At 73.7% G+C, this 15,739-nt stretch carries 10 protein-coding genes; 2 read left to right on the forward strand and 8 right to left on the reverse strand.

Annotation, left to right across the window (positions count from 1 at the left end):
• Positions 1–1,131: 1,131 nt before the first annotated feature.
• Positions 1,132–2,145: an IS110 family RNA-guided transposase gene (locus tag AC3AOF_RS28385; protein ID WP_236988020.1), complete on the reverse strand. Its 1,014-nt coding sequence runs from the start codon at positions 2,143–2,145 to the stop codon at positions 1,132–1,134.
• A gap of 301 nt (positions 2,146–2,446) precedes the next feature.
• Positions 2,447–4,093: a dihydroxyacetone kinase subunit DhaK gene (locus AC3AOF_RS28390; protein WP_488347150.1), complete on the reverse strand. Its 1,647-nt coding sequence runs from the start codon at positions 4,091–4,093 to the stop codon at positions 2,447–2,449.
• A 249-nt stretch (positions 4,094–4,342) separates the two neighbouring features.
• On the opposite strand from AC3AOF_RS28390, the gene AC3AOF_RS28395 reads away from it, so the two are divergent.
• Together AC3AOF_RS28395 and AC3AOF_RS28400 are read left to right on the forward strand one after the other, a co-directional pair.
• On the forward strand, positions 4,343–6,502 hold the full coding sequence (locus tag AC3AOF_RS28395; RefSeq protein ID WP_488347151.1) for an ATP-binding protein: 2,160 nt from the start codon (positions 4,343–4,345) through the stop codon (positions 6,500–6,502).
• Between the two features lie 124 nt (positions 6,503–6,626).
• Entirely contained in the window at positions 6,627–8,597 is a 1,971-nt protein-coding gene (locus AC3AOF_RS28400) for a PAS domain-containing protein (protein WP_488347152.1), read from the forward strand.
• A 157-nt stretch (positions 8,598–8,754) separates the two neighbouring features.
• Here the strand turns inward: AC3AOF_RS28400 and AC3AOF_RS28405 are convergent, their stop codons facing one another.
• The 6 genes from AC3AOF_RS28405 to AC3AOF_RS28430 all read right to left on the reverse strand — a co-directional run bounded on the left by AC3AOF_RS28405 (position 8,755) and on the right by AC3AOF_RS28430 (position 15,737).
• Positions 8,755–10,032, reverse strand: a complete 1,278-nt coding sequence (locus AC3AOF_RS28405; RefSeq protein WP_488347153.1) for an NAD(P)/FAD-dependent oxidoreductase — start codon at positions 10,030–10,032, stop codon at positions 8,755–8,757.
• 14 nt (positions 10,033–10,046) lie between these two features.
• Positions 10,047–11,291, reverse strand: coding sequence for an allantoate amidohydrolase (locus AC3AOF_RS28410; protein ID WP_236987708.1), 1,245 nt, complete (start codon positions 11,289–11,291; stop codon positions 10,047–10,049).
• A 486-nt stretch (positions 11,292–11,777) separates the two neighbouring features.
• Entirely contained in the window at positions 11,778–13,022 is a 1,245-nt protein-coding gene (locus tag AC3AOF_RS28415; protein WP_488347154.1) for a hypothetical protein, read from the reverse strand.
• Positions 13,016–13,840: a tetratricopeptide repeat protein gene (locus tag AC3AOF_RS28420; RefSeq protein ID WP_488347155.1), complete on the reverse strand. Its 825-nt coding sequence runs from the start codon at positions 13,838–13,840 to the stop codon at positions 13,016–13,018. Before AC3AOF_RS28420 ends, AC3AOF_RS28415 begins: the two co-directional genes overlap by 7 nt.
• Entirely contained in the window at positions 13,840–14,760 is a 921-nt protein-coding gene (locus tag AC3AOF_RS28425) for a vWA domain-containing protein (RefSeq protein WP_488347156.1), read from the reverse strand. Before AC3AOF_RS28425 ends, AC3AOF_RS28420 begins: the two co-directional genes overlap by 1 nt.
• Positions 14,757–15,737 carry a VWA domain-containing protein gene (locus AC3AOF_RS28430; protein WP_236987704.1) on the reverse strand — a complete coding sequence of 327 codons (981 nt, stop codon included), beginning with the start codon at positions 15,735–15,737 and terminating at the stop codon, positions 14,757–14,759. Before AC3AOF_RS28430 ends, AC3AOF_RS28425 begins: the two co-directional genes overlap by 4 nt.
• Positions 15,738–15,739 lie beyond the last annotated feature (2 nt).

Genomic DNA, 15,739 nt, shown 5'->3' on the forward strand with positions numbered 1-15,739 from the left:
AAGGATCGTTCCGCCGGGCGGCAGGGCGCTCTGGAGCCTCCTCCGAAAGATCAGGCGCTCAGATCGTCTCCTCCATAGGGGGCACAATGCGCCGTAGGAAGCTGTGCGGGTGCGGGAACGACGGGAAGCGCGTCTGACCCCTCCCCTCTGCGCCAGGGCTGTCCGGGGAAAGACGAGGCGCTGATCTTCCCCTCTCCCCGCGGGCGGGGAGAGGGCCGTGCCGCCGTTCAGGGGGCACGGCAAGCCCGAAGGGCGAGGGTGAGGGGGTCTCGACGAGTGAGGCTTCTCCGGCCCCCCCCTCACCCTCGCTCCGGCTTTCGCCTCCGCTCCTTTCGTCCCCGACAAGGGGGACGAAAGCCTCTCCCCGCCCGCGGGGAGAGGGGATTTCCAGCGCCTCGTCTTTCCCCGGACAGTCCTGCCCTCTGCGGAGCAGGCCGGGAGAGGGGACGCCGCTTCCGGAGGCGACCATGATGAAGGGCGCTCGCTGGATGAGCGTCGCGCTGCCCCTCTCCGGCCCGGCCCACGCGTGCTTCGCACTCGCAGCCGGGCACCCTCCCCCGCAGAGGCGAGCGGATTCACACATCTCGGTCTGACCGCCGTCCCCTTGCGAAAATTGCGCGCCTCTCCTCCCCCGTCGATCTCGGGCTTGCCCGAGATCGACGGGGCCGTTGACCCAACTCGAATTTTCGACACCAAACCCAGAAGTCCGGGACCTCGGGCTTGGCGAAAATTCGAGATCGGAACCAGAGGTCGTTTTCAACGACCGTTGGTATAAATCCGCTGGACCGCAGAGGGGGGAGGGTTCTTGCGCACGGCCGTCGCTCCCGCACCACGCGACCTGCTGTGTCGCGTACCGCGATACGAGAGCGGGGATCTTGGCGCCTCGCCTGAGCGAAGCCGGTTTCCGCATCGCGAAGCGATCAATCCGGCGACTGTATTGCCGGTCAAGGGCCAATCGGCAGTGCCGCGCTTGGTTTTAGCCGTATGGGGGTCAGATCGTTCACCGGCGCGAGCGCGTCAAGGCGGGCGCTGCGCGCCCTCGCGCTTCGCGCGACAAGGCCTTGACCCGCTCCCACCGGCGAACGCCAAGCTCGGTGAGAGGAGCGATGAAGACATCGCTCCTCTCGCTCGTCACGGATCGGATCCCGCAGGGGACGCGGCGTTCTCCTCCCCCCGACCGGCCTCTCCCTGCTGCAACTTGCTCGCCTCGAACGTCGTGTCGTCGCGCACCAGGGCGTTGGCCAGCACCACCAGGCGTCGGCCCGACGCCACGATCGCCACCTTGGCCGGCTTACCCGCCGTTCGCATCGCCCGGTACGGCTCGCGGAAGGCCGGACAGCTGCGCGCCGCCACCATCCCGGCCATGTAGAAGGCCGTGCGCAGGCAGGGACGCCCACCGGCAATCGCGTGGCGGCCCGGGTGAGCCCCGCTCTGGGTCGGATGAGGCGCCATCCCGGCCAGACTGGCCGCCGCCTTGCGGTCGAGCGTGCCGAGTTCGGGCATGTCGGTGATCACCACGCTGGCGATGCGCGAACCGATCCCGGGGATCGAGGTCAGGATCGCGCGCTTGCGCGCCAGGCCAGGCTCGGCGGCGATGCGTGCCTCGAGAGCGGCCTCGACCTCGGTGCAGGCAGCCGTCAGGGCCTTGATCACCGCCCTGTGGCTGTCGGCGATGGCCGGGTCGAGGGCCTGGGCCAGGCGGGTCTTCTCCATGGCGATCAGCTCGGTGAGCTGGCGGCGCCGGGTCGAGAGAGCCTTGAGGGTGATCTGGTCGGGGGTCGGGGCGGGGCGCAGGTGCTCGCTCATGCGCTGAGCAAAGCGGGCGATGAGGGCGGCGTCCAGCCGGTCTGTCTTGGCGATCAGCCCTTCGGCGGAGCGGAACGCCTTGACCTGGCGCGGATCGGCCAGGGCGACGTCGAGCTCGGCTTTACGCAGGGCGGCGATGAGGGGATAGGCGTAGGGGCCGATCGCCTCCAGGGCGACCGTGCGGATCCCGCGCTGCTTGAGCGTCGAGATCAGCTTGGCGATGCCGGTCTCCGTATTGTCCTGACGCACCGGCTTGGCCGCCGGGAAGAAGCCGAGATCGAGGAAGTGCTTGCCGACATCGATGCCGGCCACGGTGGGGATGGTGGCGCTGTGTGACATGGGTGATCCTGTCCTGTACGCGGACGCCTGCACGAGGCAGGGCCCGATCGACTGTCCGGAGCAGCCATCAGGACATCCGGGATCAGGCCGGAAGGCGATCGTGCGGCCATCGCCGTTGAGCGACAGGGGACGCAGACCGGGAAACCGTGAGACCGCCGGATGCCCTCGCCGTAGCAGCCTACGGCCACACATCAGGTACAGGATTCCGTATCACACGTCATTGCTCAGGCCCGCGCTGCGATGCCGGGAACGATCGGCCGGGGCCCATCGCCCGGGCTCTCGCACCGACCGTCGGCGTAGCTCAACGCCCTGCAGCCGCGGAGGCCAGGGCCTTGAAGGCACGGGCCACCGCGACCGCACCCGGATCCTCCACCCCGTCGAGGTCGGCGGCGGCGAGGTAGCTCGACCGGCCGGTGCCGGCCCGTGTCATCCGGGCGGTGGCGGCGGCTCCCGTTTCCGCCGCCCGCGCCGCCGCCGTCACGCCATCCTCGGACAGGGCCGCGAGGGCCGGCACCAGGGCGTCGAGCAGGGTGCGGTCGCCGGGCCGGGCGCCGCCATGGGCCTGGAGCCTGTCCGCCCCCCGGATCAGCGCCTCGGACCAGCCCAGCCCCTCCGCGAGGCCGGAACCGGCAGCGGCAAAGAAGATCGACATCAGTACCCCGCTCGATCCGCCGGCCACCCGGGCGAGGCGGTCGGAGAGCGCGCGGCACAGGGCGCCGGGCTCGGCCTGCGGCAGCCGGTCGAGATCGGCGAGCACGGCGCGGGCCGCCGCCGCGAAGGTGGTGCCGGTGTCGCCGTCGCCGACCCGCGCGTCGAGGGCGTTGAGGTCGGCTTCCGCCTCGATCCAGGCCGTGCAGACCGCCGTGATCGCACCTGCGACCGCGGGGTCTTGCGAGGGGGAGGCGGCCGAGCTTAGCCGCGCGACGCGATCAGGCAGGGGGCGGAGCGTCGCCGGCGTCACCGGCACCGCCAGCGGCCAGGCCGCCACCTCGGTCGCGGCTTCGAGCGCGTCCTGCGCCGCCGCGTCGAGAGGCATGACCGAGAGCGAGATGCCGTGCATGTCCAAAGCCGTCATCGCGGCGGTCGGTCCGAGGAGCAGGCGCACCCGGCGGCCGAGCGGCGTCGCCAGCACCGCGCCCGTCAGCACCTGCATCTCCAGGGCCGTGGTGCCGCCGAGGGTGTTGACGAGGAGGGCGAGCGGGCGATCGCCCGGCACGGCCTCGCCGAGGCGCGCCGTCATCAGTCGGGCGAGGTCGGCGGCCGGCGGCAGGGCGATGCGCTCGATGCCGGGCTCGCCGTGGATGCCGAGGCCGAGCTCGGCCTGGCCCGGCGCGAGGCGGGCTTCCGCCACCCCGCCCGGCATCGTGCAGCCCGAGACGGCGAGGCCGAGGGACTTGACCGCGGCGGCGGCGGCCCGCGCGGCCGCCGCGACCTCGGCGAGCGGCCGGCCGCCTTCCGCAGCGTGGCCCGCCACCTTGTGCACCAGGAGCGTGCCGGCGATGCCCCGGGCCTGCGCCGCCCCCGGGATGGCCACGTCGTCGGCGACCGTGACGGTCTCGACCGACAAGCCCATGGCCCGGGCGCGCTCGGCGGCGAGCCCGAAATTCAGCCGGTCGCCGGCATAGTTCTTGATGATGACGAGGCAGCCCGCCGGCCCGGTCACCGCCAGGATGCCCGCCAGCACCGCATCGACGGAGGGCGAGGCGAACACGTCGCCGCACACCGCCGCGGTGAGGAGGCCCCGCCCGACGAAGCCCGCATGGGCCGGCTCGTGGCCCGAGCCGCCGCCGGAGACGACCGCGACCCGGTCGGCCCGCCAGTCGGCCCGCAGCACGACCCGGATCGCCGGGTCGCCGTCGAGGCGGGCGAGCCGCCCGCCGCTGCCCGCGACGAGGCCGTCCACCGCCTCCGCCACCAGCGCGGCGCGGTCGTTGATGAAATGGGCCATCCGGTCCTCCCCTGCGGCGCGGCGCGGCGCTCGCGGCCGATCCTGCCAAAAGCGTAGGCCTCCCGCCATGGCGGGAGAGCCGCGCGGGCCGGCGCCGAACGGCTTTGCCGAATCGGTCGCTTCGGGCGATAAGACGCGACTCGTCCGGGCCGGCCTTCGCCCGGCGCCCGAACCGACTTTCGAGACCCGCCGGGCCGTGTCGCAGCGGCGTAGAGCCCGACCTTGCCCAGGTGAACCCGCCGCCCGCCGATGAGTGACCCCCTCCCATTCCTGGCCGGCGGCGGCCGCGCGGCCGCGATGATCCGTGCGCGCGACTGGTCGAGCCACCCGCTCGGGCCCCCCGAGACCTGGCCCGAGGCCCTGCGCACGGCGCTCTCGCTGGTGCTGAACTCGCCCGAGAGCATGATCCTGGCCTGGGGGCCGGACCTGCACTTCTTCTTCAACGAGACCTACTTCCCGCTGCTCGGGCCCCGGCTGGACTGGGCGATGGGCGAGCGCTTCGACCGGGTCTGGGCCGATGGCTGGGAGCAGGCCAAGCCCATCATCGCGGACGCCTTCGCGGGGAACAGCCGGCGCTTCGTCGACCTGCCCTGGACGCTCGATACCGACCGGGGCGAGGCCGAGACCTGGTGGACCTTCTCCTATTCGCGGGTCCTCGACGGGGAGGGCCGCGTCGCCGGCCTGTTCATCCTCACCAACGAAACCACCGCCCAGGTGACCGCGACCCGGCGCCTGCGCGAGAGCGAGGCGGTCGCCCGGGAGAACATCGAGCGGGTCCAGCTGGCGCTGGCGGCCGGCGCGATCATCGGCACCTGGCTCTGGGACCTGCCGAACGACCGCTTCACCGTGGACGAGGCCTTCGCCCGCAGCTTCGGCCTCGATCCGGCGCTCGGCCGCGAGGGATTGAGCCTGGAGCAGGTGATCGAGACCGTGCATCCGGACGACCGGGCCGGCCTGGTCGCGGCGATCGACGCGGTGGTGATCCGCGGCGGCGGCTATGCCCATCAGTACCGCACCCGGCGCGCCGACGGGCAGTATTACTGGCTGGAGGCCAACGGCCGGGTCGACCACGCGCCGGACGGCACGCCGCTGAGCTTTCCCGGTGTCCTCATCGACGTGAACGAGCGCCGCGCCGTCGAGGCGGAGCGCGACCGCGCCACCACGATGCTGCGGGCCCTGACCGAGACCCTGGAGCAGCAGGTGGCCGCGCGCACCGCCGAGCTGATGCGGGCCGAGGAGGCCCTGCGCCAGTCGCAGAAGATGGAGGCGGTGGGCCAGCTCACCGGGGGATTGGCCCACGATTTCAACAACCTGCTCGCCGGCATCTCGGGTGCGCTCGAGCTGATGCAGACCCGCATCGGCCAGGGCCGGCTCACGGAGGTCGACCGCTACATGGCGGCGGCGCAGGGCGCCACGAGGCGCGCCGCGGCGCTGACCCACCGGCTGCTTGCCTTCTCCCGCCGCCAGACGCTCGATCCCCGACCCACCGACGTCAACCAGCTAGTGGCCGGGATGGAGGAGCTGATCCGGCGCAGTGTCGGCCCGGCGATCGAGATCGCGGTCGACGGCGCGCCCGACCTCTGGACCGTGCTGGTCGATCCGCCGCAGCTCGAGAACGCGCTCCTCAACCTCTGCCTCAACGCCCGCGACGCGATGCCCGAGGGCGGGCACATCGCCATCGCGACCGCGAACCTGCGCCTCGACGAAGCGGCGGCCCGCGCGCAGGATCTGCCGCCCGGCGACTCCCTGCCGCCGGGCGACTACCTGTCGCTCGGCGTGACCGATACCGGGACCGGCATGGCCCCCGACGTGATCGCCCGGGTGTTCGAGCCGTTCTTCACCACGAAGCCGATCGGCCAGGGCACGGGCCTCGGCCTGTCGATGATCTACGGCTTCACCCAGCAATCCGGCGGCCAGGTGCGGATCGACTCGGAGGTCGGACGCGGCACCACCGTGCGCCTCGTCCTGCCGCGCCACCACGGCAGCTCCGAGGCGGATGCCGCACCCGCGACCCTCGCTGCGGCGCCCCGGGCCGAGCAGGGCGAGACGGTGCTGATCGTCGACGACGAGCCGACCGTGCGCATGCTGGTGACCGAGGTGCTGGAGGATCTCGGCTACACGGCGATCGAGGCGGCCGACGGCGCGGCGGGCCTCACGGTGCTGCAATCGGACGCGCGCATCGACCTCCTCGTCACCGATGTCGGACTGCCCGGCGGGATGAACGGGCGCCAGATGGCCGATGCGGGCCGCGTGCGGCGGCCGGGCCTGAAGGTGCTGTTCATCACCGGCTATGCCGAGACCGCGGCGCTCGGCACCGGCCGGCTCGGGCCCGGCATGCAGGTGCTGACCAAGCCCTTCGGGGTCGAGGCCCTGGCGTCACGCATCCGCGAGATGCTCGCCCGGTCCTGAGCGGGGTGGTCCATCGGGGCCCGCCCGACATGCGGCAGCCTGACGCGGGGTTACGCGAGGTGACATTGCGTTAAGCGCCCCGTGCTTGAACGGGACAAACGCCCACGATCGTCTGGGACAAAACATGTTCGCCTCCGCGCGCCGCTCCGGCAAGACCGCCAAGCTCGACGCCATCGAGCGCTCGCAGGCCACCGTGACCTTCGGCCTCGACGGCACCTTGATCGAGGCGAACGAGAACTTCCTCCGGCTGATGGGCTACACCCTCGGCGAGGTGCGCGGGCGCCACCACCGCCTGTTCGTCGATCCCGCCGAGGCGGCGGACCCGGCCTACGAGGCGTTCTGGGCGACCTTGCGCCGGGGCGAGTTCCAGACCGCCGAGTACCGGCGCCTGGCCAAGGGCGGGCGCGAGGTCTGGATCCGCGCGAGCTACAACCCGGTGCTCGACTTGACCGGCCGACCGTTCCGGATCGTGAAGTTCGCCCTCGACGTCACCGCCGAGAAACGGGCGGCGACCGACGCCGCCGGCCAGATCACGGCGATCAACCGCTCGCAGGCGGTGATCCACTTCGCCCCCGACGGAACCATCCTCGACGCCAACCCGCATTTCCTCGCGGCGATGGGCTACCGCGCCGACGAGATCGTCGGCCGCCATCACCGGATGTTCGTGACCGCGGACGAGGCCGAGGCGCCGGAGTACCGCGAGTTCTGGGCCCGGCTCGCCCGCGGCGAGTACCATGGGGGCGAGTTCAAGCGCCGGGGCAAGGACGGCGCCGAGATCTGGATCCAGGCGACCTACAACCCGATCCTCGACGCCGCCGGGCGCACGCTCAAGATCGTCAAGTACGCCACCGACATCACCGCCGCCAAGCAGCACGCGGCCGACACCGCCGGCAAGATCGAGGCGGCGCTCCGCTCGCAGGCGGTGATCGAGTTCGACATGGACGGCATCATCCTCGATGCCAACGGCCATTTCCTGACGGCGATGGGCTACACGCTCGACGAGATCGTCGGCCGCCACCACCGCCTGTTCGTCTCCCCCGACCAGGCCGTGAGCCGGTCCTACGCCGAGTTCTGGGAGTCCTTGCGCGCCGGACGCTACGCGTCGGCCGTGTACCAGCGCCTCGGCAAGGGCGGGCGGGAGGTCTGGATCCAGGCCACCTACACCCCCGTCCTCGACCTCAACGGGCGCCCCTCCAAGGTGATCAAGTTCGCCACCGACGTCACCCACAGCATGACTGTGCGGGCGGCGGCGATCGCGACGGCCGAGCAGACCCTGACCCGGGTCCAGGCGGTCTCGGGGGCGGCCGAGGAGCTGCACCGGACTTCCGTCTCGATCGCGACCCGGATGGGGGATTCGCGCCGGGCGGTGGACGAGATCCAGGAGCGGATGGGCACGGCCGGCGCCGCCACCGCGCGGCTCGACCAGGCCGCCCAGGCGATGAACGGGGTGGTGGAGGTCATCACGGCCATCGCCGAGCAGATCAACCTCCTGGCGCTCAACGCCACCATCGAGGCGGCGCGCGCCGGTGCCGCCGGCCGGGGCTTCGCCGTGGTGGCGGCGGAGGTGAAGAGCCTCGCCGGCCAGGCCAGCGCCGCGACCGGCCGGATCTCGGCCGAGATCGGCGCCATGCAGGGCGTGTCGCGCGAGGTCGGGGCGGCGCTCGGCTCGATCCGCGGCGCGGTCGATGCCGTCCAGGGCTTCATCGCCGACACCGCGGCGGCGAGCGAGCACCAGCGCATCACCACAGGCGAGGTCAACGCCAACGTCCAGACCAGCGCGGCGGGCGTCGCCGATATCGCCGCTACCCTCGACGAGTGGCTGGTCGGCCTCGAAGAGCGGCGGATCGACGAGCGGATGCGCACCTCGCTGCCCGGCCGGATCGCGCTGCCACCGGCGTCCGGGCCGGTGGAGTCGATGCCCTGCCTCGTACTCAATCTCTCGAAGTCCGGCGCCAAGCTCTCCCTCGAGCGCCCGGTGCGCCTGCCGGTCCGGATCATGCTGGAGATCGACGGCAAGGTCGACGGCAAGCCGGTGCGCGCGTGCGAGGTCATGCGCCAGCATGGATGCGAGATCGGGGTCCGCTTCGTGGATTGAAGCGAACACCCGATCGTTTTCCGTAAGAAAGTGTTTCGTTAGCCGGCTTTTTCCCACCCGCTCCGATCATCGAACCCTTCGCCGGTGTCGGTCGTCTCCGAAGCACGCGGCTCGGTCGTGCCGATGCCGGGCCGACCGGACGCGGCATCGCGCCGGCCTATAACCGCGGCCACCCGAGCAGCCGCCCCGGCGCGAACGGCGCCACCGGCACCGCCGGCGCCCGGCCGGTGGCGAGGTCGGCGACGAGCTGGCCGGTGATCGGGCCGGTCGAGAGGCCGATATGGCCGTGGCCGAACGCGAAGATCAGGCCGGGATGGCGCGGGGCGGGACCGATCACCGGCAGGCCGTCCGGGGTCGAGGGGCGCGAGCCGAGCCAGGGCCGGTTGTCGAGCGGCTGGCCGAGGCGCACCGTGCCGGAGGCCTCCCGCGCCGCCGCCTCGATCTGGGAATAGTCCGGCTCGGCATGGCGGTCGGCGACCTCGACGCCGGACAGCACCCGTACCCGTCCCTCGCCCATCGGCGACAGGATCGAGGCGGCACCGGTGTCGTAGATCGGGCGGGTGAGGGGCGGGCTGCCGGGGTGCAGCGCGTAATGGCGGTGATAGCCGCGCTCGGCCGCGAAGGCGAAGCGGTAGCCGAGGGGCCGGGACAGCTCGTTGGCCGCCGCTCCCGTCGCCAGCACCACCTGGCGCGCCCGGATCGCGCCGCCCGGATGGACGACGCGCCAGCCCTCCGGGCCCGGTTCGAGGCGGCTCACGGTGGTGCGGATCGCGCGCCCGCCCAAACCCGAGAACAGCCGCTCGGCCGCCTCGACGAGGCCGCCGGGATCCCCGACCGCGCCGGTCTCCGGCAGCAGCATCGCCCGGGCGAAGGGGCGGATCAGCGCCGGCTCCAGCGCCTGTACGCCCGCCCCGTCCAGGATCTCGAACGGCACGCCGTGCTGCGTCAGGATCTCGCGCTCGAGCGCCGCCCCGGCGAAGGCCTCTTCGGTGCGGTAGAGCTTCACCCAGCCGCATTCGCGCAGGAGGTGGGGCACGCCGGCCCGGTCGGCGAGGCGGCGGTGCTCCGGATAGGCGGCGTCGGTGAGCGGGGCCAGCGCGTCGGCGGCCCGGCGCCAGGCAGAGGTGCGGGCGCTCGCCAGGAAATGCGCCACCCAGGGCAGCACCCGCAGGAGGTGGAGGTGGCGCAGGCGCAAACCCGCATCGGCGTTGCGCAGGTAGGCCGGCAGCTTGCCCCACAGGGCGGGGCTCGCCATGGGCAGGATCGAGCCGCGGCTCACCACGCCGGCATTGCCGTAGGAGGTGCGCGCCCGGGCCTCGCCGGGATCGCACAGGACCACGTCCTGCCCGCGATCCTTCAGGGCGATGGCGCAGGACAGCCCCATCATCCCGCCGCCGACCACCACGATGTCGGCCGTCTGCTCGTCCTGCTGCATCGCTCTCGTCTCGTTCAATGGGGCAGGCCGGCGAGGTCGAGCACCGTGCCCAGAAGCACCCGCGTCGCCGCGTCGGCATCCTCCAGGGTGATCGATTCGGCCGGATTGTGGCTGATGCCGCCGCGGCAGCGCACGAACAGCATCGCGGAAGCGCCGAGCGCCGCCATCGCCACCGCGTCGTGGGTGGCGCCGGAGGGCAGAAGCAGGGGCGCGTGGCCGAGGCGCCGCGCCGCCCGGTCGAGGGCGGCCTGGAAGCCCGGATCGAGGGCGACCGCCGGGTTGTCCATGAAGGTCTCGGAGGAAAATCCCACCAGGCGCCGCTGCGCGATCGCCCGGCACTCGGCCTGGATCGCCTGGAACAGGCCCGCGCGGTCGGCATCGTCCGGCGCGCGCAGGTCGAGGCTGAAATCGACCCGGCCCGGGATCACGTTGACGGCGCCGGGCACCACCGTGAGGGACCCCACCGTCGCGACCGCGCCCGGCACGGCCTCGCCCAGGCGCTCGACGGCGAGCGCCATCTCGGCGGCGGCGGCGAGCGCGTCCCGGCGCAGGCCCATCGGCACGGTGCCGGCGTGGTTGGCCTCGCCCGTCACCGAGCAGCGCGCCCGGGTGAGCCCGACGATGCCGGAGACCACCCCCACCGGCTGCGCCGCCGCTTCGAGCGCCGGACCCTGCTCGATATGGATCTCGAGGTAGCCGGCGATCTCGTCGGGCCGCCGCGCGAGGGCCGGGATGCCGTCCGGGTCGCCGCCGAACGCGGCGAGCGCCTCGCGCAAGGTGGTTCCGGCGGCGTCGCGGCCCTCCAGCCACTCCATTCTATACTGCCCGGCCCAAGCCTTCGAGGTCGAGAGCGAGGTCGGAAAGCGCACGTTCTCCTCGTCGCCGAAGGCGACCACCTCCAGGGCGAAGGGGAGCGGAAGGCCGCGGGCGCGGATCTCCTGCGCCACGACCAGGCCCGCCGCGACCCCGAGCGGACCGTCGTAGCGCCCGGCATCGACCACGCTGTCGATATGCGAGCCGAGCACCAGGGCCGGCAGCCCCGGCTCGCGTCCCTCGATCCGCCCGACCACGCTGCCGGCGGCATCGATCCGGGCCGCGAACCCCGCCTCCCGCATCAGGCCGAGCACCGCCTCGGCCGTCGCCCGGTGGGCCGGCGAGAGGTAGAGCCGGGTCAGCCGGCCGGGCTCGTCGGTGTGGCGGGCGAGATCGTCGATCAGCGCCATCACGCGGGCGCCGAGGCGGGGGGTGGTCTCGGTCATGGCATCGGTCATGGCACTCGCGACCCTGCGGGCTTGGTGCCGGCGGTATGCAGGGTCGGTGCCGGTCGAGGCAACCCGCGGTGCATGCCCGCGTGATGTGGCGGGATGTCGGGGGACAGAGGCCCGGGCATCGTCCCTCCCCCGCAGAGGCAGGGCTGTTCGGGGAAAGAAAAGGCGCGGGTTTCCCCTCCCCCCGCGGGCGGGGAGAGGGCTGCTGACCCCTTGTCGGGTCAGCAGCAAGCGGAAGCGAAGCTGGAGCGGGGGTGAGGGGGCGGTGCCGGAGGAGTCTCATCCGGAAACACCCCCTCACCCCCGCCCTTCGGGCTCGCCGTGCCCCCTGAACGGCGGCACGGCCCTCTCCCCGCCCGCGGGGAGAGGAGGGAACCCGCGCTTCATCCTTCCCCGAACAGCCCTGCCGCAGAGGAGGGAGAACCCGCGCCGTTCTCGGCTCGATCAGTGTCCCGGACAGCCCCGCGCCCCGCGAGATCAGGCCTGCGCCGTGCGCTTGCCGTCCAGCGGCGCGAGCGCATCGGGAATCGCGGCGGGAACCCGGATCTTCCGGAGGTCCCGCGCAAGGCCGGCGAGGTCCGGCACCGGGGCATCGCCCTTGCCGAACAAGGCGGCATCGAGAGCGTCGAGGCGCGGAACGATCCCGGGATCGGTGCGCCACGCCGCCGCCAGGGCCGGATCGCGGCGGGCAGCCTCCGTGAGGGCAGCGTGGAAACCGCGTGCGTCGCGCCGCCGGGCAGCACGGGTCAGTGCCCGCAGGGCGGGGGCCGCCGGGGCCTCGCGGTGGCGCGAGACGCCCCAGGCACCGAGACCCAGCCCGAAGGCGGCGAGCCCCGCGGCGAGTGCGCGCCAGGGCGAGGCCGGGGGAGGGGGCGCCTCCTCGGTGACCTTGGCGGCCCTGCCGCCGACGATGCGGGCCGGGATCTCGGCCTCGCGCATCACCCGCGCCCGGGTGTCGAACCACGGGATCGCGATCGCCGAGAGCGTGATCGGCTCCGGCACGCCGGGGCGCACGTCCCAGCGATAGGTGACGCGCGCCACCGGCCCCGCCGGGGTGATGCGGGTCTGGCGCTCGACCGGGCCGGCGAAGGTGAGGACGCCGCGGGTGCGCAAGACCGGCCGCGGCGGCAGGGCATCGGCGGTGACGCCGCGGACGTCGAGCGTCACGGTGCGGCGGGCCGGCTCGCCGAGCTTGAGGGTCTCGGGCTCGGGCTCCCACTGGTCCGTCACCGTGACGTCCTGCGCCGCCAGCCACCAGGGCTCGGGGGCGTCCGGCCCGCCCGGTCCCTGCCAGGCCGCGACCTCGAGGGGCAGGGGGGAGGAGCGCACCTCGACCACCCGGCGCTCGCCGCCATCGACGATCGTCAGGCGATGCACGAAGGGATCGATGACGAAGCGGCCGGGGCCTTGCGGAAACACCGCGACGGTGCGCTCGAAGCCGCGCGCCTCCTGGCCCTGGATCGTGACGCGGGACCAGTGGTCGCGGCCGAGCTGGGTCCAGCCGAAATGCGGCAGGCTCGGCTGGCGCAGGTCTTCCAGGGCGATCTGCGCCCGGTAGGTGCCGCGGATGCGCAGCAGCACCATCTCGCGCGGGTAGGGCGTGGCGCCGCCCGGCACCTCGGCGGTGACGGTCAGGCTGAGATCGCCGTCCTCCAGGGCGAAAGCCGGTGTGACGGCCATGACCACCAGGGCGACGAGATACCCGATGGATTGCCTCACCATGGGTTGCTCCCGGGCTGGACGGCGGTGCCGGCCTCGCGCCGGCGGGTCTGCTCGGCCAGGACGCGCAAGGAGACGAAGCGCCCGGGATCGTCGGTCAGGGTCGCGAGCCAGTGCCGGTCCGGGCGGATCTCCCGGGCCTCGAAGCTCTTCGAGACCCGCCGCACCTCGCGTTCCACCACCTCGGACACGCTGGCATTGCCGCCGCCCCGGCGCCCGCCGCCCTCCGCGTCGCTGGCCGAGCCCCGGGCCTGGCCGCGGCCGGGATCGACCGCCCGCTGCTCGGCCCGGCCGGTGCGGGCAGCCTTGGAATTCCCCGGCGAATCGGCGGCCGACGAGGACTCGCGGTGGCCGGCGAGACCGTCGCCGGTGGACGCCGTGCCGGGATCGTTGGCGTCGGATTCGGTCTTGGTGGCGTAGCGGGTGGCGGCGTCGGCCTTGGCGTTCGCCTGGCCGGCGGTGCGGCCGCCGGGGGCGTCCGGCGTGTCGAGGAGGCGCGCGATGAGTTCGCGGTTCGCCTTGGCGTCCTCGTCCGACGGGTCGCGGGCGAGCGCCGCCTCGTAGGCGGCGAGCGCCCCTTTCAGCTCGCCGGCGCGCGCGAGCGCATTGCCGCGGTTGTAGGGCGACTTCGAAAAGGCTTGCGCCGCCTCGGCGTAGCGCCCGGCGGCGTAGAGGGCGGTGCCGCGCCAGTCCGGATCGTCGCTGACGCTTGCCGCCAGCCCCGGCATCCCGGCCCCGAGGAGCAGGCGGGCGAGGGCGGCGGGCTCGACCGCGAGCCCCACGAGCGCGACGACACTGGCGGCGAGGAGGAGGTGGCGCATCAGGCGCTCCGCCGGAAGAGCAGCAGGACCGGCAGCAGCGCCAGGCCGGCGAGCCAGCGGCCGAGATCCTGCCAGGCCAGCACCGTGTAGCCGCCCTCCGCGAGGTGGTGGGCGACCGTCTCGGAGACGGCCGCCAGGACCGGGCCCGGCGCGTCGAGGCTACCGGCGCTGCCGCCGCCGAGGGTCGCGAGGCGGGACAGGCCGGAGCCGTCGGGCCGCGGCGCCTCCGGCGGCAGGGCGGGATCAGGCACCAGCACGGTGTGCAGCCGGTGGCCCTCCTCCCGGAGCGCCGACGCCTCGCGGGAGGTGGCGTCGTCGACGCCGCCGCCGTCGCTCACCAGCACCACGTCGCCGGTCACCACCGCGGCCTCGGCCAGCGTCCGGCGGGCCAGCGCCAGGGCCCGGGCCGGGTGGCTGCCGCGGTCCGGCACGGTGGCGCCGTCCAGCGCGAACAGGATCGTGCTCAAGGAATCGCGGTCGGTGGTCGGCGTCGCCACGAGATAGGCGTCGCCCGCATAGGCGATGACCGCGACCGCCTTGGTGCCGGCGGCCTCGGCCAACCCTTGCGCCAGGGCCCGCGCCTCGCCGAGGCGCCCGCCCTCGGCGACGGAGCGCGACAGGTCGAGGGCGATGATCGTGGCGTCGAGGTTGCGGAACCCCGCCACGTCGCGGCGCTCCCGCGCCGGGCCGGCAAGGCCGATCGCGACGAGGGCGGCCGCGCCGACCAGCAATCCCTGCCCGACGCGCCGCCCCGGCCGCACCGCGCCGCGGGCTTGCAACGCCGCCATCAGGTGCGGCTCCACCGCCTTCACCCAGTCGCCCAGCGGCGCGGAAAGGTGGGCGGCGCGCCAGGCGAGGAGCCCGAGGAGCGGCAGGGCGAGGAGCCACCAGGGCCGCAGGAGCGTGAAGGCCTCGGTCACGCCGCCCTCCGGGTCAGCAGGAGCGCGAGCGCTGAGAGGAGCGCCACCCCGCCCGGCCACGGCCACAGGTCGCGGCGCAGGGGCACCGGCGGGGCCCGGTCGCGCCCGCCCTCCAGGGCGTCGATGCTGTCGGCCACACCTTGCAGGTCCTCGGTGGTGCGCACGCGAAAAAATCGGCCGCCGCTCGTCGCGGCCACATCGCGCAGGGCTTGCGAATCGACCACGTCCTGCTCGCCGTCGGCGTCGGCGAGGTCGCGGGGGCCGAGCGCGATGGTGTGGACCCGGATGCCGAGCTCGTGGGCGAGCACGGCCACGTCCCGCGGCGTGGTCTGGCCGGCATTGTTGGCGCCGTCGGAGAGCAGCACCACCACCTTGGACGGGCCCGGCAGGGCGTTGAGGCGCTTCAAGGCGAGGCCGAGCCCGTCGCCGATGCCGGTCGAGCGGCCGACGAGGCCGATCTGCGCCTCCTCCAGCGCCCGGGCGACCGCCCGCGTGTCGAAGGAGGGGGCGGCGGCCACGTCGGCCTGATCGGCGAAGATCACGAGGCCGACCCGGTCGCCGGCCCGGCGGCGGATGAATTCGGCCCCGACCCGCTTGACCGCCGCGAGCCGCGAGGTGGTGCGGCCGTCGAGCGAGAAATCGATCCGCTCCATGCTGCCCGACAGGTCGAGGGCGAGCACGATGTCCCGTCCCGAGGCCGGGAGCGCGGCGCCGGGCAGGACCAGGCGCGGGCCGGCGAGCGCCGCGACGAGCGAGACCCAGAGCAGCCAAGTGAACAGCCAAGCGAGCGCCGCGCGTCCGCGCACGCCGACGGTGAGCGGCCCGCCGCGCTCGCGCCCGGCGACGAGCGAGGGCGGCACCGCCAGCGCCCCGCTGCCGCCCGGCCGCGGCGGCAGGAAGCGGGCGGCCAGCAGCGGCAGCGGCAGGAGCAGGCCGGCGAGGGGTGCGGCAAAGTCGAGGGAGGCGAGACCGGCCATCG

The organism is Methylobacterium sp. 142-1Y (assembly GCF_057747795.1).